18 protein-coding genes and 1 tRNA gene are annotated in these 22,432 nt (G+C 37.9%); 5 read left to right on the forward strand and 14 right to left on the reverse strand.

Translation table 11 applies throughout. The features are described from left to right. Positions 1–152: 152 nt before the first annotated feature. The 5 genes from HMPREF1536_RS25660 to HMPREF1536_RS26835 all read left to right on the forward strand — a co-directional run bounded on the left by HMPREF1536_RS25660 (position 153) and on the right by HMPREF1536_RS26835 (position 9,610). The gene (locus tag HMPREF1536_RS25660) at positions 153–3,461 is read left to right on the forward strand and encodes a TonB-dependent receptor (RefSeq protein WP_052349816.1); all 3,309 of its coding nucleotides are present in this window, start codon (positions 153–155) and stop codon (positions 3,459–3,461) included. A 20-nt stretch (positions 3,462–3,481) separates the two neighbouring features. Then, positions 3,482–5,140: a RagB/SusD family nutrient uptake outer membrane protein gene (locus tag HMPREF1536_RS25665; RefSeq protein ID WP_052349817.1), complete on the forward strand. Its 1,659-nt coding sequence runs from the start codon at positions 3,482–3,484 to the stop codon at positions 5,138–5,140. Between the two features lie 93 nt (positions 5,141–5,233). Continuing rightward, entirely contained in the window at positions 5,234–6,712 is a 1,479-nt protein-coding gene (locus HMPREF1536_RS25670; RefSeq protein WP_046148680.1) for an FAD-dependent oxidoreductase, read from the forward strand. A gap of 9 nt (positions 6,713–6,721) precedes the next feature. Next, positions 6,722–8,005: an MFS transporter gene (locus HMPREF1536_RS25675; RefSeq protein WP_028727419.1), complete on the forward strand. Its 1,284-nt coding sequence runs from the start codon at positions 6,722–6,724 to the stop codon at positions 8,003–8,005. Positions 8,006–8,020: 15 nt separating this feature from the next. Next, positions 8,021–9,610, forward strand: coding sequence for an alpha-L-arabinofuranosidase C-terminal domain-containing protein (locus HMPREF1536_RS26835; RefSeq protein ID WP_081693300.1), 1,590 nt, complete (start codon positions 8,021–8,023; stop codon positions 9,608–9,610). Between the two features lie 37 nt (positions 9,611–9,647). Here HMPREF1536_RS26835 and HMPREF1536_RS25685 read toward each other — a convergent pair whose 3' ends face one another. The 14 genes from HMPREF1536_RS25685 to HMPREF1536_RS25745 form a co-directional block, all read right to left on the reverse strand. Then, entirely contained in the window at positions 9,648–10,223 is a 576-nt protein-coding gene (locus HMPREF1536_RS25685; protein ID WP_028727421.1) for a uracil-DNA glycosylase family protein, read from the reverse strand. A 14-nt stretch (positions 10,224–10,237) separates the two neighbouring features. After that, positions 10,238–10,588: a DUF3795 domain-containing protein gene (locus HMPREF1536_RS25690; protein WP_044191978.1), complete on the reverse strand. Its 351-nt coding sequence runs from the start codon at positions 10,586–10,588 to the stop codon at positions 10,238–10,240. A gap of 24 nt (positions 10,589–10,612) precedes the next feature. Beyond that, positions 10,613–10,975: an arsenate reductase family protein gene (locus HMPREF1536_RS25695; RefSeq protein ID WP_028727423.1), complete on the reverse strand. Its 363-nt coding sequence runs from the start codon at positions 10,973–10,975 to the stop codon at positions 10,613–10,615. A 12-nt stretch (positions 10,976–10,987) separates the two neighbouring features. Further along, a complete protein-coding gene (locus tag HMPREF1536_RS25700) occupies positions 10,988–11,623 on the reverse strand; it encodes a hypothetical protein (RefSeq protein WP_028727424.1) in 636 nt (211 codons plus the stop codon). A gap of 64 nt (positions 11,624–11,687) precedes the next feature. Further along, the gene (locus tag HMPREF1536_RS25705; protein WP_028727425.1) at positions 11,688–12,350 is read right to left on the reverse strand and encodes an MgtC/SapB family protein; all 663 of its coding nucleotides are present in this window, start codon (positions 12,348–12,350) and stop codon (positions 11,688–11,690) included. A 19-nt stretch (positions 12,351–12,369) separates the two neighbouring features. Then, a complete protein-coding gene (nhaD, locus tag HMPREF1536_RS25710) occupies positions 12,370–13,800 on the reverse strand; it encodes a sodium:proton antiporter NhaD (protein WP_028727426.1) in 1,431 nt (476 codons plus the stop codon). A 254-nt stretch (positions 13,801–14,054) separates the two neighbouring features. Next, positions 14,055–14,160 (reverse strand) — tRNA-Gly (locus HMPREF1536_RS27780). Positions 14,161–14,358: 198 nt separating this feature from the next. Next, positions 14,359–15,273: a hypothetical protein gene (locus tag HMPREF1536_RS25715; protein ID WP_028727427.1), complete on the reverse strand. Its 915-nt coding sequence runs from the start codon at positions 15,271–15,273 to the stop codon at positions 14,359–14,361. A gap of 12 nt (positions 15,274–15,285) precedes the next feature. Next, positions 15,286–15,630 (reverse strand): hypothetical protein, encoded by a 345-nt coding sequence (locus HMPREF1536_RS28030; RefSeq protein WP_010802518.1) that lies wholly within the window; start codon positions 15,628–15,630, stop codon positions 15,286–15,288. 376 nt (positions 15,631–16,006) lie between these two features. Next, positions 16,007–16,594 (reverse strand): tyrosine-type recombinase/integrase, encoded by a 588-nt coding sequence (locus HMPREF1536_RS25725; protein ID WP_028727429.1) that lies wholly within the window; start codon positions 16,592–16,594, stop codon positions 16,007–16,009. Positions 16,595–16,867: 273 nt separating this feature from the next. After that, positions 16,868–17,323 carry a JAB domain-containing protein gene (locus HMPREF1536_RS25730; RefSeq protein WP_028727430.1) on the reverse strand — a complete coding sequence of 152 codons (456 nt, stop codon included), beginning with the start codon at positions 17,321–17,323 and terminating at the stop codon, positions 16,868–16,870. 649 nt (positions 17,324–17,972) lie between these two features. Next, positions 17,973–19,832, reverse strand: coding sequence for a hypothetical protein (locus tag HMPREF1536_RS25735; RefSeq protein ID WP_028727431.1), 1,860 nt, complete (start codon positions 19,830–19,832; stop codon positions 17,973–17,975). A 302-nt stretch (positions 19,833–20,134) separates the two neighbouring features. Beyond that, positions 20,135–21,157 (reverse strand): hypothetical protein, encoded by a 1,023-nt coding sequence (locus HMPREF1536_RS25740; RefSeq protein WP_028727432.1) that lies wholly within the window; start codon positions 21,155–21,157, stop codon positions 20,135–20,137. Positions 21,158–21,340: 183 nt separating this feature from the next. Next, a complete protein-coding gene (locus HMPREF1536_RS25745) occupies positions 21,341–22,363 on the reverse strand; it encodes a hypothetical protein (RefSeq protein ID WP_028727433.1) in 1,023 nt (340 codons plus the stop codon). Positions 22,364–22,432: the final 69 nt, after the last annotated feature.

A 22,432-nucleotide genomic window follows, 5' to 3' on the forward strand; every position in this document is an offset into this window, starting at 1 on the left:
GGAAAATGCGACCAACACTTTCCGTTTTAGAAGACTTAAGTCGAATTATTGCAACACAATTACAAACCTAAAATCAATACAAAAGTATGAATTTATTTTCAAAGTCAAGGCAAACTATGTCTGTTTGTCTCCTTAATAAAATCTTTAATATTATGAGATTATCCGTAGTATTATGTTTGTTAACCATTTTTTGTGCATCAGCCAATGTTAGTTATTCGCAGGTGGCGGAGATATCTCTGGATCTGAGCAATGTAACTCTTAAACAGGCATTGGATGAAGTCAAGCAACAGAGCGAATATTCTTTTTGGTACAGGGATAAGGAAATCAATTTGAATAAGAAGGTTTCCGTTCGGTTGAATAAGCAGAATATCAATGTTGTTTTGGATAACTTGTTGGCAGGTCAGGGATTGGCTTATATGATTGACGAAAAGCATATTATCATTTATAAAAAGACTGAGGATACTGTTCCGGGAGAAATCCTGCAACAAATAAAAAGAATAACAGGTAAAGTGGTCGATCATAAAGGGGAAACGGTCATTGGTGCCAATATTCTTGTTAAACACTCCAATAACAACGGAACGGTAACGGATATAGACGGTAATTTCAGTTTGGATGTTCCCGAGAATGCGGTAATCCAGGTTTCTTATATCGGTTACGTAGAACAGGAAATAAAGGTAGGAAACCAATCGACTCTGAAAATTGTCTTGCAGGAAGATACCCGCACATTGGATGAAGTGGTGGTGGTAGGATATGGTACACAGAAAAAAGTAAATCTGACAGGAGCCGTGACATCGATCAGTAGCGAGGTGATAAACAAACGTCAGGTTGGACAGGCGTCGTTAGCCTTGCAGGGCACTGCCCCGGGAGTAACAATTACGCAACGTTCGGGGCAACCGGGTCTGGATGAAGGGGATATTAAAATCCGGGGGATCGGAACGTTGAATAATGCAAATCCCTTGATCCTGGTAGATGGCATAGAAATGGGAGTGAACAGCTTGGACGTTTCTACTATTGAGTCGATTTCTGTCCTGAAAGATGCTGCTTCAGCTTCTATCTATGGGTCGAAAGCTGCCAACGGGGTTATTCTGGTGACGACCAAACGTGCGGCGGAAGGGAAATTCAATATCTCATACAGCGGATATGTAACAAAACAAAGTCTCACTAATCTGCCTAAGAAGCTGGGGGCCATAGATCACATGACGTTGTTGAATGAATCGAAGTTGAATGCCGGAGCCGGAGCTGTTTATACAGAAGAGCAGATAAAGGACTGGCGGGAAAAAGGGCCTTCTGATCGGGATCGTTATCCGGATACGGATTGGCAAGATGCGATACTTCAGGGTAATGGCCTTCAGCATAATCATAGCTTGACGATGACCGGTGGGAATGATAAGTTAAAAGTATTGGCATCCATCGGTTATCTGGGGCAGGGAGGTATCATCAAAAATGTGGATTATGAACGTATTTCGTTGCGTCTGAATACCGACTTCATTTTTTCAAAACACTTCTCTTCTTCCCTGGATGTGTATCTGTACAACTCTAACCGCAATTCTGTGGCTAAGTATGATAGTGAGTCGTCGAACGGATCTGGTATAGGATATATCTTTTATTTGATGAATAAGTTGCCGGCTGTACAGGCATGTCAGTATTCCAATGGAAATTATGCGGAAGGACAGAATGGAGAGAATCCGGTTGCCAGTATCTATCAGGGAGGGTTTACCAATGAGAAGTCTACTCCGATGATGGGTAATTTGTCTTTCAAATGGACACCGATGGACGATTTCTGGATGCAGGCCGCTTTTTCTCCTTCTATTTCTTATCCGCAATCGAAAGCATTTATTAACCGGGTGACGACTTATAATCCCGATGGCAGTGTCTTTTCTACCCTACCCAGTAAATCGAATCTGACAATGCAATCCGATTATAACAGGTATCTTCAGTTCAGGAGTACGGCTAATTACAAAAAGACGATTAGACAGCATACGATCGCTGCTTTAGCCGGCTTCCAGTACGAATCGAATTACAGCTCCGGTTTTAATGCATTCAGGGACGATTATTTATTCCCGGAATATACTGTTTTACAGGCTGGTTCTGTTGAGAATATGAGAAATGACGGTTGGGCTGGAGAGAATGTGCTGATGTCATGGTTCGGTAGAGTTAATTACGACTTTAACAGTAAGTATTTATTTGAAGCTAATATCCGTTACGATGGATCTTCCAAGTTTGGTAAAGGCAATAAATGGGGGGCTTTCCCTTCTTTCTCTGCAGGTTGGAGATTATCGGAAGAAGCGTTTTGGAATAATCTGAAAGAATATGTTTCGAACTTTAAAGTAAGAGCTTCGTGGGGTACATTAGGTAACCAGAGTATCAGCGACAATTACCCGTTTTCATCCAATATCGATATGACAACGAAATATATTTCGGAAGACAGGCTGATGGATGGTGCCGCCGTGCTGACAATGAATAATCCGGATATTACCTGGGAAACGACTCAGATGACCAATATCGGTATCGATTTTAATCTGATCGATAAGATCAGTGTTTCATTCGATTGGTACTATAAAAAGACAAAAGATATTTTACTGAAGTTGGATATTCCCCGGACTATGGGATTGCAGGCCACTTATCAAAATGCCGGTACCGTTGAAAATAAAGGGTATGACCTGAATGTCACTTATTCGGACAAAGTAGGAGATTTTGATTTCGATCTATCTTTTAATTTATCGGATGTAAAGAATAAGATTTTGGACTTAAAAGGTATAAACGGAACCGGGCTTGTAACGAACCGGGAAGGATATTCAATTAATTCTTTATATATGTATAAGTCTTTGGGTATTCTTTCTGCCAGCGACTTTGAAGCGGATGGCACATATAAATGGACGCGTCAGATACGTGACCTGGCTCCGGGTGATTTGAGATATGAGAACAGGAATGGCGATGATCTGGTAAATGACGATGATCGCCAGGTATTGGGCTCTACAATCCCGAGATATACATATGGAATTAATTTTGCCGGACGTTATAAGGGCTTTGATTTGAATCTTCTATTACAGGGAGTTGGTAAGGTGGACGGCTATCTTACTCAGACGGCAATGTATCCGTTCCATATGGGAGGTACTGCATTTGATATCCATAAAGATCGCTGGACAACGGAGAATCAGGATACCGGAGCTGCCTTTCCGCGTCTGTACTTCAATGACTCAAATAATTATTTGAATTCAGACTTTTATAAGAAAAGTGCAGCTTATTTGAGACTGAAGAATGTACAATTAGGCTATCGCATTCCGGAGGCTATTTCTAAAAAAGCTTTGATCGAGTATCTGAGATTTTATGTTTCAGGAGAAAACCTGTTGACATTTACGAATTTCTGGGATGGATGGGATCCGGAAGTTTCTCCGGCTCAGGGGGGGCAATATTATCCCCAGGTGAAAAGCATAGGTTTTGGAGTGGACATTCGTTTTTAATCATTTAGATCATTACAATTATGAAGACAAAGAAGAGTATAATAAGTTTATTCATACTAGGTGTATCTTTACTTACGGCATGTGAAGGTGTTTTAGAAAAATATCCGTTGAACCTGCCGTCTACTGAAACATTTCTGGAAAATGAAGACCAGATAAAAATGGCAATAGTAGGGATGCATTCTCCGCTTTATCTGATGTACGACTGGATCCCTTTTATGATCTATTTCGACAATGCTTCGGATATTGCTGCGGAAAGAGATGTGAAGCCGGAACAATTATATCATAACCCGAGTGCCTGGCAATTGAAAGATCTTTGGACATATATGTATAACGGTATTTCAAGATGTAATTTTATTTTGGATAATATTAATCGTTCGGAAGGAAAAGTTTCGGAAGAAAAGATGAATCAATATAAGGCGGAAGTGAAGACTATGCGTGCCTATTACTATCATGTATTGGTTTCGATGTTCGGTGATGTTCCATTGATTGAACATGTGCAATCAATGGATGAGGCGTATGTCACCCGTGATGCGAAAGAAAAAGTGGTAGATTTTATTCTCTCAGAGTGTGAAGCTTCAACACCTTTCCTTTCCCGGAAGAATGAGCCGAACACGATGGCTATAACCCAAGGGTTTGCCTGGGCTATTGTTGCACGTACCGCGTTGTATAATAACCGTTGGGAAGTGGCCGTCAATGCTTGCAAGAATATAATGGAGTTGGAAGGTACTGAATATATCCTTGATGAAAGTTATGAGAATCTGACAAAGATTGCCGGAAAAACATCGAAAGAAATTATTTGGGCTGTCCAGTTTAATCAGGATGATAAAACACAGTTGATGCCTAAGCGTTATTTATCCCGTTTAGGTGGTGGTTATTCAAATAAAATGCCGATCCAGGCTTTGGTCGATTCCTATGAATGTACCGACGGGTATTCAATAGATAAATCTTCTCTTTATGATCCTCAACATCCCTGGGAGAATCGGGATCCGAGGTTAGGCTATACGGTCGCGTTGCCCGGTACGGTTTTTCTGGGTTATCAGTTTGAAACGAATAAGGATAGCGTGAAATGTTGGAACTATAATGTGACTCCTGCTACCCGGATTGATAACTTGGATGCAACACATACCTATGCCAGTTTTTCCGGTTACTGCTGGAGGAAATATGTGGATGCCGCCGAATATCGTACAGACGGTGCCTCTTCAATTAATGCGATCGTGTTCCGTTATGCCGAGATCTTGTTGACTTATGCTGAAGCCAAAGTTGAATTGAATCAATTAGATGATTCTGTTTATGAGTCTATAAATAAGATAAGGGCCAGAGTCGGGATGCCACCTGTCTCCAATGGAAAAAGCCAGCAGGAACTGAGGGCCGCTATAAGGAAAGAACGCAAATATGAATTGGCAGGAGAAGGTCTTCGTTTATTCGATATACGTCGCTGGGAAATGGCAGAAAAGGTTATGAACGGAATGTGTTATGGACGTGTACCGACAGGTTATCCATCTGTCGCTCCTTCAATAGATGAATATGGTAATCCGGATTATTCCACTTATCCGGAAAAGGATAAGTTGGGTACTAAACTGGGAGTACGTTTCTTCGATCCGGCAAAACATTATTTGTCTCCTATACCTTTTGATGAAATTCAGACAAATAAGAATCTGATTCAAAATCCAGGATATTAACTAATTAAAGTTTGTATTTATTCATTAGACCCGGGCTGCAGAAGGAGGTTATTATACCTTCCCTGTCGCCCGGACAAAATAACTATGTGCAAAATGAAACAAATAATAGAGAAAGAGAGAGAGACAAAAGTAATAGCTACACCGGATGTTTTGGTTGTCGGTTCAGGGCCCGCGGGTATTGGGGCGGCTATTGCTTCGGCACGAATGGGAGCTGATACTTTGTTGGTAGAAAAATACGGTTTTGTCGGTGGTAATATGACTGTAGCGATGGTTAATCCGATGTTTACGTTTCATGATATAAACGGTAGGCAAGTTATTAACGGGATTGCCGGTGAGTTTGCCGCCCGTATGGTTAAGGAGGGTGTTTCTGCGGGGCATGTTACGGATATGACATTTGATAATGCTTCGATGACTCCTTTTGATCCGGAAGGCTGTAAAGTCCTTCTTTTTAAAATGTTGGAAGAGGCCGGAGTTCGTATCCTCTTGCATACTCTGGTTGTTGATACGCAGGTGGAAGAAGGAAGTGCTAATGCTGTCATCATTGAAAGTAAGTCGGGCAGACAGGCTATTTGTCCTCGTTATATTATTGACTGTTCGGCGGATGCAGATGTAGCCGTGAGTGCCGGTGCCGGTTATGTGGCCGGTAGAAAAGAAGATGGAGCTATGCAGCCCGTAACCCTTTATTTCAGGATAGGAGGGGTGAATAATGTAGAATTGCGCCAGTGGATGAAAGATAATCGTAATTTATTGAAAGATGATCCGACAGATGAAGAGATAGATAGCCAGAAGGCAATTGCCTTTTTAGGTTTGAATGAGATTGTAAAGATGGCTGTGGATACGGGAGAACTGGATGACGAAGTCGCTCCCCGGATTTTGATGTATGAGTTGCCGTATGGACAATTTTCTGTGAATACTACACGATTACAGAATATCGATGGCACTGATACGGAAGATTTAACACGTGCAGAAGTGGTTCTTCGTAAACAAGTTATTCAGGTGTTTCATTTCCTCAAAAAACATATTGGAGGATTTAACAACTCTTTTATTATTGATTCGGGAATACAAGTCGGTATTCGGGAAACCCGCCATATAGAAGGTGACTATACTTTATCGGAGACTGATATATTGAATGGCTCTACTTTCTGTGATGGGATTGCTTGCGGCACTTTTGCGATAGATATTCATCCCCCTCATGGCAAACAGCAGATTTTTACCGGTTCCGGAAAAGTGGTTTATGAGATACCATATCGTTGCTTATTACCGATCGGACTTGATAATTTATTAGTGGCAGGTCGTTGTATTTCAGTAACTCATACGGCATTTGGTTCTATAAGGGTAATGGCTACCTGCATGGCTATGGGGCAAGGGGCCGGAACTGCTGCGGCTTTAGTTGCAAAAAGGAATATCACTACGCGTGAAATTGATACGGCAGAATTAAGACGGGAACTTGTTAGTCAAAAGCAGTTTCTGTTGAATGAAAATCAGGAAAATATAGTGGATAAAGGTTTGATCCTGAATCGTGTAAATAGTGATGGGAAAAATGCAGGTCACTATAATCCATTCCAAAAATAGAAGAAAGAGATGGAAAATACGATTATAGGAACAAAAACAGTTCGTTGGAGAATTGCTTTATTATTATGTCTGGTTTCCGGGTTGAATTGTCTGGACAGAAATACATTGGCGATTTTGGCTTCTACCATACAAAAAGAGCTTCATTGGACGGATGCTGATTATGCAAATATCACAGCAGTATTTGTCTTTAGTTATACTTTGATGTATGCATGTAGTGGGCGGATAATCGATCGCATCGGCACTCGGAAAGGCTTTGCTATTTTTGCCGGAGGATGGTCGTTGGTCAGTATGTTGCATGCATTTGCCGGTTCTATAACTCAATTTGCGGTCGTTCGTTTTTTGTTGGGCATTACTGAGTCTGCTAATTTCCCAGCGGGAGTTAAAGCCTGTAGTGAATGGTTTCCTTTGAAGGAGCGTGCGTTGGCTATTGGATTGTTTAATGCTGGAACGGCTATTGGAGCTGCGTTGGCTGTACCGATTGTTTCTTTTTTGGCGTTTCATTTCGGGTGGCGTATTTCTTTTCTGGCAACAGGTTTCCTAGGGTTTATCTGGTTGTTCTTTTGGCTTAAATATTATCATTTGCCGCAGAAACATCCTCATATCTCGAAAGAGGAGAAGGAGTTGATTTTATCGAATGATGAATCTACGACATTTGATACACAAACTAAGGTTAGCCTGAAACAATTGCTGTCGAGAAAAGCAACCTGGGGATGCTTTTCCGCACGTGTTTTTATTGATCCGGTGACTTATTTCCTATTGTTCTGGATTCCTAAATATTTGCAGGATGTACAAGGCTTTTCTTTAACAGAGTTAGGTGTAACGGCGTGGCTACCTTATACTGCGATGGGAATAGGAACGATATTAGGGGGCATGTTCCCCAAATTTCTGATTGATAAATATAACTGGTCATTAAATAAGGCCAGAAAGACGGTTATGCTTGTAGCTTCTTTAATTATTCCGGTGTTATGCTATCTTTTGTTTTCCGGTGCTACCCCGTTTGTTGCTGTCGGTTTGATTTCCGGAATAATGCTTGCTCATGGGTTATGGGCAAATATAACGATACCTTCCGAAATATATCCTAAAAGTGTGCAGGCTACTATCACGGGGATAGGGGGAACGTTAGGGGGGATAACAAGTGTTGTGTCTCAGAAAATAATAGGAGTGACCGTTGGCGTTTATTCCTACTTACCGATCTTTATTTATATCGGTGCAGCTTATCTAACGAGTTATATCCTGGTCTCTTTTCTGGTTGGTCGGCTGGGGGAGATCAGACAATTTAAAAATGTTGAATAGTTTAAGATTAGAAATATGAAAGTAAAAAGAAGTTTATTTGTTGTTTTGTGTATGTCGTTATTCTGTTTCACCTCTTTTATATCAGGGCAGAGTGTAGTTAGTATTTCAATTCCGGATCAGCTGGATGATATTGATCCCATGATTTATGGGCAGATGCTGGAGGATTGTAACGATAGTGTGATTTATGGGGGACTGATCAGAGGGGATGGTACTGAACATCCTGTTGTAAATGATCTATTGAAACCACTTAATATGCCAATTGTTCGTTGGCCGGCCGGTACTTATATACATGAGTATAATTGGGAGAATGGGATCGGTCCGAAAGAAAGTCGACCGACAGTTGATTGTATTTGTTGGGGTGGACAGGATACAAACATATTCGGAACAGATGAATTCCTTCAATGGTGTAAAAGAATAGGAACTGTGCCATATATTAATTTCAATATGAGTAATAATCCTAAATATGCAGGTTCCCTTGGAGATGCGTTGAACTGGCTTGAATATGTCAATGGTTCAGCCAATACGGCTTATGGAATGAAACGGGTGCAAAATGGGCATCAGCGACCATATAATGTGAAATATTGGTGTATAGGTAATGAAAATTATGGCCCTTATGGGGTACATAAGGCGGAAACAGCTGAAGTTTATTCAGATAAATTGTATCAGTGGGCTAAAACAATCCGTAGTCTTTATCCTGATTTGAAGTTGTTGGGAGTAGGACATTTATATGGTTGGAATGATACTGTCCTCTCTAAAAACGGTGCATTGATCGATTTCCTTACATTACATTATTATATGGGGGCACAAATAAAAGAGAATGTTTTAATGGACCCGGCATATACTATATTTGCTCCGGCAAAGGTTGAAGCCAATATAAAGAAAAGTGCGGAGCGTCTGGGAAAAGAAAACCAACGACTAAGAAGAACAGACTGTCCGATACGATTCAGTATTGATGAATGGAATAACAGACATGCCGTTTATGATGGTGTGAAGTTTGGTTTTACCAGAAAAGATAGCAGGCGGTTGTTTGATGTAGCGACAGTGGCTGGAATGTTGAATGTATTCATCAGGCAAAGTCCTGCGGTTGGAATGGCAAATTATATCTTCCCTGTAAATGGTCATGGCTTAATTAAAACTGTCGGGGATGATGATGCTTACAAAACACCTGTTTATTTTGTGTTTGAATTATACCGGCATTATATGATAGGGAAAAAGATAGATATGGAAATTAATGGTTCCGGATTGTCTTTACCTTTAAGTAAATTGAAAGTTGAGGGTGATATTAATCGCGATGTAAATGAGGAAATGCAGGAATTAAAGTTTATTGATGGAGCAGCAGTTTTAACAAAAGAAGGAAATATAAATATAACTCTGATAAACCGTTCACATGAAAAAGGACAGAAGGTAAAAGTAAATGTACCTGACGGATATTTTGTGAAGAATGTTTGGACTCTTGAAGCAGATGATATCAATGTAGCAAATGTGAGTAATGATAGAAACCGGATTGTCCCTAAAAAGACGGAGATTAATTCTAAAAAGAGCCAGATGGATCTGACTCTTTCTCCGTGTGGTTTTTCTATGATACAGTACTCAAAAGTAAAATGAGAAATAAGTCCATCGACTATAAGCCGATGGACTTATTTTATAACATCCCCAACCCTTCAAACATCCCTCTGTAAACCGCCGCTTTCTCATCCAGCGGTTTGGGATAGGCGCGGGAGGAGGAGGGCATACGGTATAATCTGAATGTCCGGTCTAATAGAGTGAAGGTTGAATATGAACCGACTTTGGGTTCCTCGGTAGGAGGGAGGACAGACAGAAGTGTGTCCATCGCCTTCTGGCCGGTTACGACAATCGCTTTACAATCCGGTATCTGCGACAGAACTTCTTCGGTATTGATCGGTTTGATTACTTGCAGAAAATTATCGGAAGCATTATTCTTCAGACGGATGATCTCGACAGCCGTATCTCCGATCCCGATCCCTTTCTCCCGGCAGAATGCTCTGGCTTTTTCTTCACTAAAAGCCTTTTTGGTTTCGAGAAAGTATTCTTTGTTATTATAGAACAACAATCCCAGGATACGCCACATATCGTTCTGGATATTCGGGTAATAGAAATTCATCGACCAGCGTTGCATAGGAGGGGGAAAACTACCCAACATAAGTAATTTAGTCTGTTCGGGGAGAAAGAATCCCAGCGGATGTAATTCTGATACCATTGGCTTTCTGTTATTTATCTTTTAATTGTCTGTTGTTTCTTACTATGCATTTCTTCGGCAAAAGCATCATATCCGATTGCTTGTATCCTTCTTATACATGCCGGACGATCCGAACGGAACAGGACGGCAAAGACTTTGCCTATGAAATTGTTGAACTTTTTGCATTCGTCGATAGAACTGATCGTGCAGTCTGCACAACTCTTATAATTATGTTCGATATTACACGACCGTATTTTACACCATTCCGCTTTTGTATTTGCTTTGCATCCCGGACATTGGCCTTTTACAAACTTACGGCAGGCTCCGCAATAGAGTCCGCAGGCAGCAACATGCTCCGCACTTGGTTGATATGTCAGATTCTCCATTCGAAAAGTGAATTAATAAGATGATTATTTGTCTTTTACCGATTCTTCCCATTCACTGACCTTAAAACCAACCAGCACCTGATCTTCACTGATCAATAAAGGACGTTTGATCAGTTTACCGTCGGAAGCCAGTAACTCGATCTGTTCCTTATCACTCATTGAAGGAAGCTTGTCTTTAAGTTGCATTGCTTTATAAACCAGACCGCTTGTATTAAAGAAGCTCTTCAGAGGAAGTTTGCTTCGTCCGATCCATTCAGCCAGTTCTTCCGCCGAGGGATTCTGGTCTATTATATGACGGTCGTCATAAGCCACCTTGTGCTCATCCAGCCACTTTTTGGCATTCCGGCAAGTGCTGCATTTCGGATATTCTAGAAAAAGATACTTCATGTCGGCAGTGTTTTATTTATCTTTCTTGCGTTGGTTCTTTGCATCTTCCTTGGCAAGAAGGACTACATTATAAACAAAATCAGTCATCCATTCTTCCGAGTAACCGAGTGTTTCTTTATATTTACGGATGCTCCATGCTGTTTTTTGTACGCTTACCTCTTTCCACTCTGAACGTGTTACGATCTCATGGATTGTTTTTGCGGTCTGATTGTATAACAACTTTTTTACCAGCATGGAGAAGCGGAACTTCCACTGCATCAGATTATCCAGCAAAGAGAACAGGTCGTTGCAGAAGCCCTGGAACAGGAAGAAGTACGATTTGATATCGTTCTGCGATTTGCAGTTCTTTTTCACTGACGCTTCAATCTCTTTAAAGAAGCTTTCTTTCATGCCATAGTCTTGCATCAATATCTTGCGGACACGTGATTTCTCGGCAATACCCGGTTTGTTATTTTGTGTAGGGATCTTCAACATCCGTTTGAAAAGCGCCATGTCCGACAGCATATTGATGTTGGTTATACCTAGTTGTACAGCCATGACTGCCTGATAATAAACGCGGATCAGAGAAACGAATTCTTCAACGGAGCCTTTTGACGATGCTTCTGTTTCTTCTTTCTCTTTCTTGAAAAGTTTAGAAATTATGTTCATGTGTATTTGTTATAAAATAATTACGGGGACAAATATAGTAAAACTTGTCCCCGTTTCAGTCATTCTATTCAATTCTCTCTACTGTTATTTCGGGAAATTCTTCCATAAACAGGAGTAATTTGTTGTCATCCGTACTTTTCTTTGCCTTTATAACTATTGTAACAACGTAAGTGTCGGCGTTCGAATGGCTGACTTTTTCCATTTGATAGGAGACGAGCATATAGCCTCTATCGTTCAGTTCCCGGGTAACCTTTTGTATAATGTCTTTTTCATCGGTCGAAAATACGATCATTGAACTTTTCATTCCAAGGCTTTTAAAGATAAAGCTCAATAATTCCAGACCGATCAGAGTCAGTATTGTTGCCGCCACTCCGATACCATACATCCCTGCTCCGATAGCCAAACCGATTCCGGCAGTAGCCCAAATCCCGGCAGCCGTTGTCAGTCCTCGTACAAACTGTTTTTGTATGATGATGGTTCCTGCACCGATGAAGCCGATGCCACTTACTACCTGTGCGGCAACGCGGCTCGGGTCGAGTGAGACACTGTTTTCCAGGATAACCTGCTGGAAGCCATACTGCGACACGATCATGATGAGCGCACTACCCAGTGAAACCAGGAAATGCGTGCGGTAACCGGCTTCTTTAGCCCTGTATTCCCGGTCAAGTCCGACTACGGCCCCCAGGACACCTGCAATAAACAGTCTAAGTATGAAATCCCATAGCATAATTGTATCCTCCTTTTGATTATAATCCCAGTACTACATTCTGGATAATATAGACTCCGGCCCCTGCCAGATATCCAAGGAGTGCAAGTAACGAAATATTTTTGAGATACCAAATGAAATTGATGCGTTCCAGTCCCATCACGACAACTCCGGCAGCAGATCCGATGATCAGCATACTGCCGCCTACTCCGGCACAGTAAGCCAGGAATTGCCAGAAAACGCCATCCTGTACGAAATGGGACATATAAACGGGGTCGGCAGCTGTTGCAATCATAGCTTCTGTTGCCACCGGATACATACCGATAGCTCCGGCTACCAGAGGTACGTTATCGACGATGGATGATAAAGTACCGATAATCATGTTTACAGCATATACGTTACCGACAGTGTCATCCAGCCAGAGGGCAAAACTTGTTAAAACACCGCTGCAACGCAAAGCATCGACTGCCAGTAATATCCCGAGGAAAAATAATAATGTAGCCCCGTCTATCCGGCGGACTATCTTTGATAAACGGAGTTTTATATCTTCGTTCACGATATTCCGCTTATACATTAATTCTGTATATACCCACAAAATACCGACTCCCATTAAGATACCCATAAACGGAGGCAGGTGAGTGATTGTTTTAAATATAGGTACAAACACAAGACAGAATACGCCAAGGATTAAGATGGATAGCTTTTCTTTATTCTTTAATTCTTTGAGTAGTTCATCATTATCATTGTAAGTAAATGCATCGGGAGGGGTTACCTTTCCATGTAGAAAACGCATCATAATCAATACCGGAACAGCTGCTGATACCAAGCTCGGTAGGATCAGATGAGGTATAGTCGAAGAAGTGGATATATTTCCTCTTACCCATAGCATGATAGTAGTAACGTCACCGATAGGAGACCAGGCACCACCGCTATTGGCTGCAATAATGATAACACTGCCAAATACCCAACGTTCTTTGTAATTACCTAATAATTTCCGCATAAGCATAACCATAACGATTGAAGTCGTCAGGTTATCGAGTATGGCTGACATGAAGAATGTGATACAGGCTACTAACAATAATAGCTTTTTCTTTTGGTTGGTTTTGATGCGATTGGTAATGAACATGAACCCTCCGTGTGCATCGATCAGTTCAACGGTGATCATTGCTCCGATCAGGAAGATCAAAGTCTCTGCAATTTCTCCGATACTGTCCAGTACCTGATGTTCGACTACAAAACGGGTACATTGTTCCACGAAAGGCAACGCGGCTATAGCCGGATGCGAGTCCAGAAATTCTTTAAAAGCTTCGGCAGAAGCAGATGGGATAAGATCAGGAGCCGCGAATGTGTATAACACCCAAAGTATTGTCCCGGTGAGTAGGGCTGTTCCGGCTTTGTTTACTTTCAGCGGATGCTCTAAAGCAATACATAGATATCCGACTAAAAAAACAAAAATCATCACTGTCAACATGGTAATTCTTCTTTTTCTTTTTAATATTAGTTAATACTCGCAAAAGTAGGAATAATATAGGATTAACACACATTTTAAATGAAATGTTTTCATCAATCAAGACTATTCGTCGATAGATGCGAACAAATAAGTTTCAGGGGGTGGGTGTTTTATGTATAATGTGGCTATTGTATCATATAATATAATACAAAATTCTCTTTTGAGGGATAAAAATAAAGGTATTACCTTTTTCAGGTAATACCTTGAATAGAGTGAGCGGTAAGCGAGACTCGAACTCGTGACCCTTAGCTTGGGAAGCTAATGCTCTCCACGACAGCCAAAAGCTTCGCTTTCGTCTGCTGCCAACTGAGCTACAACCGCTTACGTTATCTTTGAAAGAAACTTTTCTTCTTGTTTTATTTTCTGGTTTACATGTTGGTTTACATGCTTCTGTAAGTCAAGATTGATTAATAAATTAGTTAATTGTCTATATTATAATATTATACCATTTAAAGAAGAAAAGTAAGACACGAATTTAAATAAGTTGTATGGCTATATTCAAATCCGTGTCTTTCTGGGTTATTCTTGATATACAATATTGACTGTAAATGACTCATCACTATCTTCGTCATATAGACCATTCTCATCAAAATCTTTACTTACAATTTTTACTGGATAATCATCTTTATCAAATTCATATTCAAAGTGGCAACTTCCTACTTTTTTCTCTAAATACTTAGATGCCTTTCCATACCATCCACTATAATAACCAAAGAAAATTCCAAACGTATAATAATCAGCTTCTATATCCATATCTATGAAGCGATAATCTTCTGTTAGAAGAAGTGGTGATATTCCTAGCTTATTTTCATATTTTGTATATGAAATGTAATTAGTACTGCTATAACCATCTGAATAATTGTAGATGAAACTAATTAAATCATTATTTGCATAAACATACTTGACGTTATCTCCGTCAAAATTAGAACTATCTAAATATCCATTTTTATAACTAAAAGAACCTTCATCTACTTGATCCTGTTCATTAGTCGTTATGTCCTTATAAAAATATGCAACTTCAGAAATCAATCCCTGATTATTCATTGTATTTTGTACATTATAAGAACAAGAATGTCCTCCATAATCACAATTCCAATCTGTTGGATTTGAATGTTTACAATTGTTTTTAGTAATACTTACTATCTGATTATTATCATAACTGATAGAAGTAATGAAATTATCACTGTAACTATCACTGATATAGGTTTCAATCTTGTTAATTCTACCTTTATCATCATAAGATAATGTTTGCTCTGTTAGATAATCATCGCCAGGATAGTAAACAGTCATTGACTTAATTCGTTTCATTTGAATGTCTGGTTCATTTGGATTTTCTGGTTGCTCTGGATTAATCGGATCGTCAATCACAGGGTCATCACTTCCACAACTACTCATAGTGCATAGAATGCACATAAACAATAATATTTTCTTCATTTTAGTATTGTATTAGAAATAAATAAAATAATGATCGTATTCTAAAGGATCTTTCTCAATCTTTTTGTAAGACATACCATAGAATTGACCTAATTTCTCCATCATTTCAAACATTTTTGTTGTAGGTTTGACTATACGAACTGCAATAAGTTTGTAATCAGTTTCTTTATCCAAGTAGAAATGTAAGTCTTTATGTCCTAATTGTGTGTTTTGAAAATAAAAGATTTTCATATATGAACAAGTAAATGGCAATGTACTACAATCTGTTACATTACTTTCCATTGGCATATATGGAATTTTGAATCGGTTACAGATACTTACGATCTGACTAAGTAAAGCATTTGTTTGTGCATTCATAACATATAATTTTACCTTCCCTGTTCCCTCTGGAAAGATTAAAAAATAAAAGGTGTGGGAACTGTATTTGCTTTATCCTATTGACTGGCTTCTCGCATTGCCTGTAGTATGGATAAAGCAACAGCAACCCACACCAGTTTCGTATATAAGTTACCCTCACAGGTAAGTTTAATACAAATGATGCGGGTGCTATTGCTATCATCTTCATACTACTTTCAAATTTTGCGAGAATTTGTCAATAGAAGATAATTTCAATAACACCTTTCGTTAAACGTATGTCCTCTCATACCTTCCTATCGCTTTAGGCGCATGAGATTGCCACAAATGTACGAAAAGCATTTTGCTTTTTAATGGTTGAGAGAGAAATATTTTCCATTTAAAAGGATAGACTATCATAAGCCTGCAATATTTCTTCCTGTCTCAATCCTAAATACCGCTTTGTGATCGCTACACTGGAATGATTAAACAATTCCATCAACTTAACTAAAGCCAACTCTGCATTTTCTGAATTTTGATTGTGCACCTGCCTGCCAAATGTTTTTCGCAAACTGTGACAACTGAAATTCTGAACCTTTAACTTGTATCTGGCTTTGATCTCTTTCAACAGTACATTTATCCGCTGTATAGAGAATGTTGTGCCTTTCTGGCTTACCAAAATTGGAGACTTGACACTGACAGGTTTTATTTGTTCGTAACATTCTGCAATATGTCTCTTAAGTTGAGGATTAATACGGATCGTTCTCGTCTTTCCTGTTTTCTTTTCCAGTACGGTAAATTCATCCATGTAAAGAATAGTCTCCCAGTGTAACGATAAAATATCAGAAATCCTCAAACCCCAGAAACAACCAACAGCAATAAGTAATGACATCTTATAATCTCCGTCTTTACTCAATCGTCTAACCAGATTCGTCATTTCATCCCATTGCATATAATCCGCAGTTGTAGAACTATATTTCAAACTCATAATATTCAGTTTTAATTGATTATCAATAAAAGTGATTGTTTTTGCGTCTTTGTTTTTCTCTTTAAATGGTAACTGATTGAAAATCAAAAGAACATTCACTTCTATAATAAGTGAACATTCTTTTTGATCTTAATCGTGTCTAAATCTTTTCATGGATTCATAAATTACCAATAGAATCAGGAACACTGGAACTAAAGGAGTAAAAACAACGGCAGCTAAGTATATACCTAATGCCATCAGAATAAGATACACCATTGACATATACCCTCCCTTCTAAATAATGTGTCCTTCATCTGCATAACTGTAATATGATTCATCTGTTATGATAAGATGGTCATGTAGATGAATATCCAGAAGTTTTGTGACTTCTTTCACTCTTTGCGTCAATTGGTCATCTGCTAGACTTGGTTTTAAATGACCAGACGGATGATTATGAGCAAGTATAATACCAAAAGCGTTTCCTAATATTGCAGCTTGCATAATAAGATGTAAGTCAGCAGATGTTTCATTTGTTCCACCTTCTGAAATAGAACAAATACCTAAGACCTTGTTCGCTCTGTTCAATAAAAGCATTTTTAAACTCTCTCTGTACTGTATTGTTTCTGTATCGAATACTGATAATAGTAGTTTATATGCTTTTTCAGATGATTGTACTTGTTCCCTTTCAGAGACTTTAATCTTTGATTTGTAAGTAAGTTTCACCTCACAGACTTTTAATTTTTCTTCCATTGTAGTATAATTTTTGAATTTGTATTTGCGTGAAAGTGTGTTTCTTCAATTTTATATAGCCTGTATACCAAGTATCAAACCATGTAAATGAAGAAAGCCTGATAAATAGCTAACTGTATCAAAATGAATTAGGTTAAAGATCTCTTTCTTCTAAAAGATAATATCAATACCAATAAACACTGGTGATACCTGAGAGATAGAAACCGTTTTTGTGTGCTACACTGTGCGAAACAATTTCATTTTTCTAATGATGGGTTACGGGGGATTTAGTTGATACAGCACTCTAGCGCGTATAACATATATGAGTTAAGGGTTGAGGCTAATTTTAAAGCTGTAAGTATCTTTTACATTCATAATCCAGATTGAAGAGGATTTATTTTCTTTTGGCTTCTGGAATAGGTAACTTTGTGTATGTTTAAATGAAATATATTCCGAATTGATTCGGCTTATTCATAATTGTGTGTAATGGATGCTTTGAGAAATCAGGGTATCCATTTTGTTTTTATATAAGGGATCAGACCATATAAAGAGAACACGCCGGATCAAGTTGGCTATTTCTTCTTTAAATGGTATCGTTGAATAATTGTAAATATCATTATTGGTAAATGAGACTATCTTTAACGCAATTTATTCAATGGTGGTATTTTTTCTATTGTTTTTGTTCTATTATAGGCAACATCCAATTTTGTACCACCTCTGGACGGAATTGTTTTAGAGTATATCTGGGTGGTTGTGTTGAGTTTGTCGGTGTTGCATTATAATATTTTTCAATTGTATTTAGCTTTACAGATATTCCAATATCAAACTTGTTGTAGATAACTTGAAGTTTATCCCGTATAATGCCCTTTGATATTGAAATATTAAGAATTGGATCAAATTCAGTTCGTATAGTACTAACTACAGGGAGACTGAAACAATAGCTTTCATCATATTGCTTAATAGCTTTTGCAATACTACTTTTTGTATAGCCGATTTCATCAAGTCTCTGTTTTCCTAATTTACGATAAGCGCGTATCATTAATTCTGCATCTTCTTGTTCATTGATTAATTCCATAATAGAAGTATCGTCTAATGTGGGGTTTTCTTGTTTTGCCTTATCTAAATCATTTAATAGCGATACAATCATACGACGCTTATCAATCTCTTTCTTAGATTGTCTAAGAAATAATAGGTCTTTCTGATTAAATGCTTCTATTCTTGATATATAATTGACATTAAATAATTGTGCGTCATTATATGCTTGTATCAGTAATTCCACAGATTGATAATATCTTTTTACTCTTTCTTCATTATAAAAGTTATCCACAGAGAAATAATTGACATTCCCTTCTTCATCTAATAACTCTGCATATTTGACTGCGTTTTTATCTCTCGAAATAGCTTGCTTTACAAATTTATTTATAGCTTGCTCTTCTCTCTGTTTTAAAGAATTGTAAGTTTCTTCATGTTGCTCTAAGACAGTTTTTATAGTTTCTTCATCCATTGGTTCTATATTTTCATCTACAGTAGTGATATGTGTGAATGAATTAAATCTGTACCCATCTTCAAAGATATTCCGAAAACGTCCCTGTATTTGGATTGCTTCTGTTAATGGATCAATCATTGTGTAATTAGCTTCATCCAAGTTTGTTAGTAATAAGATATCCGGTTTTACGGGTAAGAGTATATCAACTGCTGAATAAAAGCGACAGGTGAAAAAATTATATTTGGCAAACGGATAACTCATATTCTCATTTACATTAGAAAAACCGCAATCATTAAGTTTCGCTACACTCTTTTGAGAACAAAAGACCTTTGTTTCTCCATCAATTCCTAATGTATTGATAATACGATTGATCCCTGTAGTTGAGTTAAGAAATATACATACACATTCACTATTGTGGTATTGTTCAAACTGTTCACGAACAATCTTATCATAGTTGTTTGTAATAATCAAATTTAAATCAACTTTGTAATCAAAATCAGGAATAAACTTCACTAAACGAAAGTTTTGGAATTCTAACTCTGGATGCCGCATTGCGAGGGGTGTTGCGGAAACCATAGCTTTATTTTTAAATCGGAAAAAGTCATTTACAGGTTGTGTTATTCGCTTTCTATAATCTACATCTTGAATAAATTTCTCACATTCATCCATTAAGCAGAAGTAATCCTCATATATGTTCACACCAACTTTATTAGCAGCCTTTTTGATTTTAGAAAATCCCTCTGGAGTACAAAGTAGTTTTTTCTCTTTATATGGTTTTTGCAAATATTTCTCAATGTCTCTTGATTTACAATTCTCCCATACAGCAAGCCATTTCAAATTATCTTTTGCTTTATCAAGTATAACAGGAACATTAGGTTCTATTATGATAGAATTACGGTTTGAATGTAGTTCTGTGTATGTAGCCCCTAAACCTGGCAAGGTCTTATCAAGAATAACATTAGAAGGAATATTTTTATATCTTTCTCTTTTCAAAGCGTCTATAAGCCATTCTTCTGCACATATTTTTATATTCACTGTTTGCATAACAAAATAAACCTGTGTTAAATGTTTCTTTTTATTTGAAATCTTAGGGGGTGGTTTTTTATATAAAAATTTCTCATTTATATACCCACTCTCTAAATTTATCCCAAAAGTATAATTTTTAAACTGAAAGCATGTTTTACACTCTAATTTTCTTAGATCGTATTCCAACGTGTACCAAGAAAAAAGAATAGAAGTATCTTCCGCTATTACTCTGGATTTTAAAAGCTGGAGGTTTCACCCTTACTTGGGTAAGCCTCCAAACCATTGAATAAATAAAGCTCAACAAGCGCTTCGCCTTACATTTAAGCAACTTCTTTTAAAAGTTGAATAAATGCGTTCCCTTCTTTCACTGCCTTGATTCTTCCCAAGCTATCATCTAATCTTCCGATCTCTTTCAATGCTCCGAAAGCAGTGTCATCATTTGTGGCGGCTGCGAATGAGTTGAAACCTTCAATATAATAGCGTTTTGTAATTTGTGAAACTTCCATTCCTGCTGCTTTGCAAAGGGTGATGAATTTATCTCCACGTTCCTTTTTAAATTCCGCACCTTTAGGGAATAAAGCGTTTTCTCCTTTTAATACTTTGTTTAATATTGTCATTGAAAGTTTTTTGCCTAAGTAAATCAATGCTGCCGTTGAAGGATTGAAGCCTTCGCCTATCTTTTCCGAAATAGTAACAAAGGCTTGATCCTCTGTTGTCATACCAGCAACTGCAAATTTATCTTTACTATCCCAACTTTTAGCGGCTTCGTTGATGTCCACTAAATACTCACCTATATTTTCCTTATTGCGGATATGGACATTAGGAATTTTGATTTCTTCACCGATTGCAGCAAGTTTTGCAAACGCAGTACCTCTATGTTGTCCATCCAAAATAACGTAATACTCTGCTGCTTCTGTCTCGTTGATTACTTTTCCATTTACGTCAACAACCATGTAGTTGTTCTCAAGAACTTTATCAGCTTCTGCAACAATGATGGGATATGCTTCTTCATACTTTCCTTGTGCAATGATATAAATGTATTTATCAACTCGCTTTGTATCAACAGGTCTGTTATGTTTTACAAAAGCGATTTTTTTAGATTCTTCTGTAATCTCTTTTGTCTCGCTATTTACCACTTTAAAAGTAACATAATCAGCTGTTGCCGTTGACCTGATAGCCTTTTCTGGAGTTGTATTTTGAGCTACTTCAAGTTCGACTTCTACACTTTCAACAGCTTTTTTCTGTGCTTCGATAACCGAAGAATCTGCACCTCTTTTTACTAATTGGTTTAATACGCTTTCTTCTTTTCTTACTACTGCTTTCAATTCGTTTACTGATTTCATAATTTTAATCTTTTAAATTGTTATTACTGTTTGTAACTGTAAACTTGAGGCCTCTCATTCTTGATTACACTGCAAATATAAAATCCTGGCGAGACCTGTGGTATAAACAATAAACGCAACTTGATGGGGTATTCTTTATGTGGTTGTGGTTTAATCCTTTAAATGGTTTTGCGTATTAGAAAATTACCAATAGTAACTTTCTGTTGGATTATTAGGTGAGCGTTTAAGTGTGAAGTTAAGCAGATAGTCCCATTTTGGAGTAAAGTTTTGTTTCTTCATTATAGATATAATGGAACGTATGTAGTTCATATCATTTTTCTTGTCATCATTTTTGAAAAAGTCCAATATATCAAGGTATTCAAGAATGAACTCACATTGCTGATTTGTGATTGTACCTGCTTTGGTTGAGGCTATACTGGAATGTTGCAGTATATTGAATGTGCCCATCGTCATAATGTTGAAAGCAGGATCATCAAACTTTCTACCAGACTTTTTACCATAGGTGAATTTAAGTTCATTTTGTGCTTCTTCCAGATCATTTACTCCTAGGTATATATCTAGATAGTCCTCTAGCAGGATTGTGAACCATGCTTCCGAATTGGGTATTGTAACAGAGCCATTGGGACTTTTGATTTGCAGATTGGTTAATTTACTTGTTTTTAGAAATTCATACAATTGTAGCATTTCAGGACGCACGTATTTGGCATAGGCTAACGAACCATAGCTGTTTTCAATATCGTCAGAATGTACGAAACGATTATGTTTATATTTATCATAAATAGCAGCCATCCATAAAAGTACATACATTACATCATCGTTAATGTCCTGCATTAAACCGAAATTATCAGCAAGTGTTAGTATATTGTCTACTAGCTTATCATTGGAAACGGATATGTATAATGTAGAATTGGAATCAAATATGACAGCTTGATGGTTTATAAATTCATCTTTCTCTTTGGGAGTATATCGTTCAACATCAAATGCTGTCGCTCCAATAGGTTCATGCATCAGGGAGCTTTCTATTTTATATGGTGATAAGTCTTTACCATCTGTGAAATCATCCAGTTTATATTTATGTGCTTGATGTAATGCATCTACTTCATGGCGCAACATATATCGGTTGAAACCATAGTATTTTATCATTAACGGTTCAACTCGTCTAAAGTCTGGTAGAATTATTGGAATGAGTGTTGTATTAGTAGCCATTGTTATTCAGTTTATGTATGTAAAAGTAAAAAATAATCTCACTTGCATTGCTGCAAATGAGATTATTTT

Source organism: Parabacteroides gordonii MS-1 = DSM 23371 (genome assembly GCF_000969825.1).
Lineage (GTDB): Bacteria > Bacteroidota > Bacteroidia > Bacteroidales > Tannerellaceae > Parabacteroides > Parabacteroides gordonii.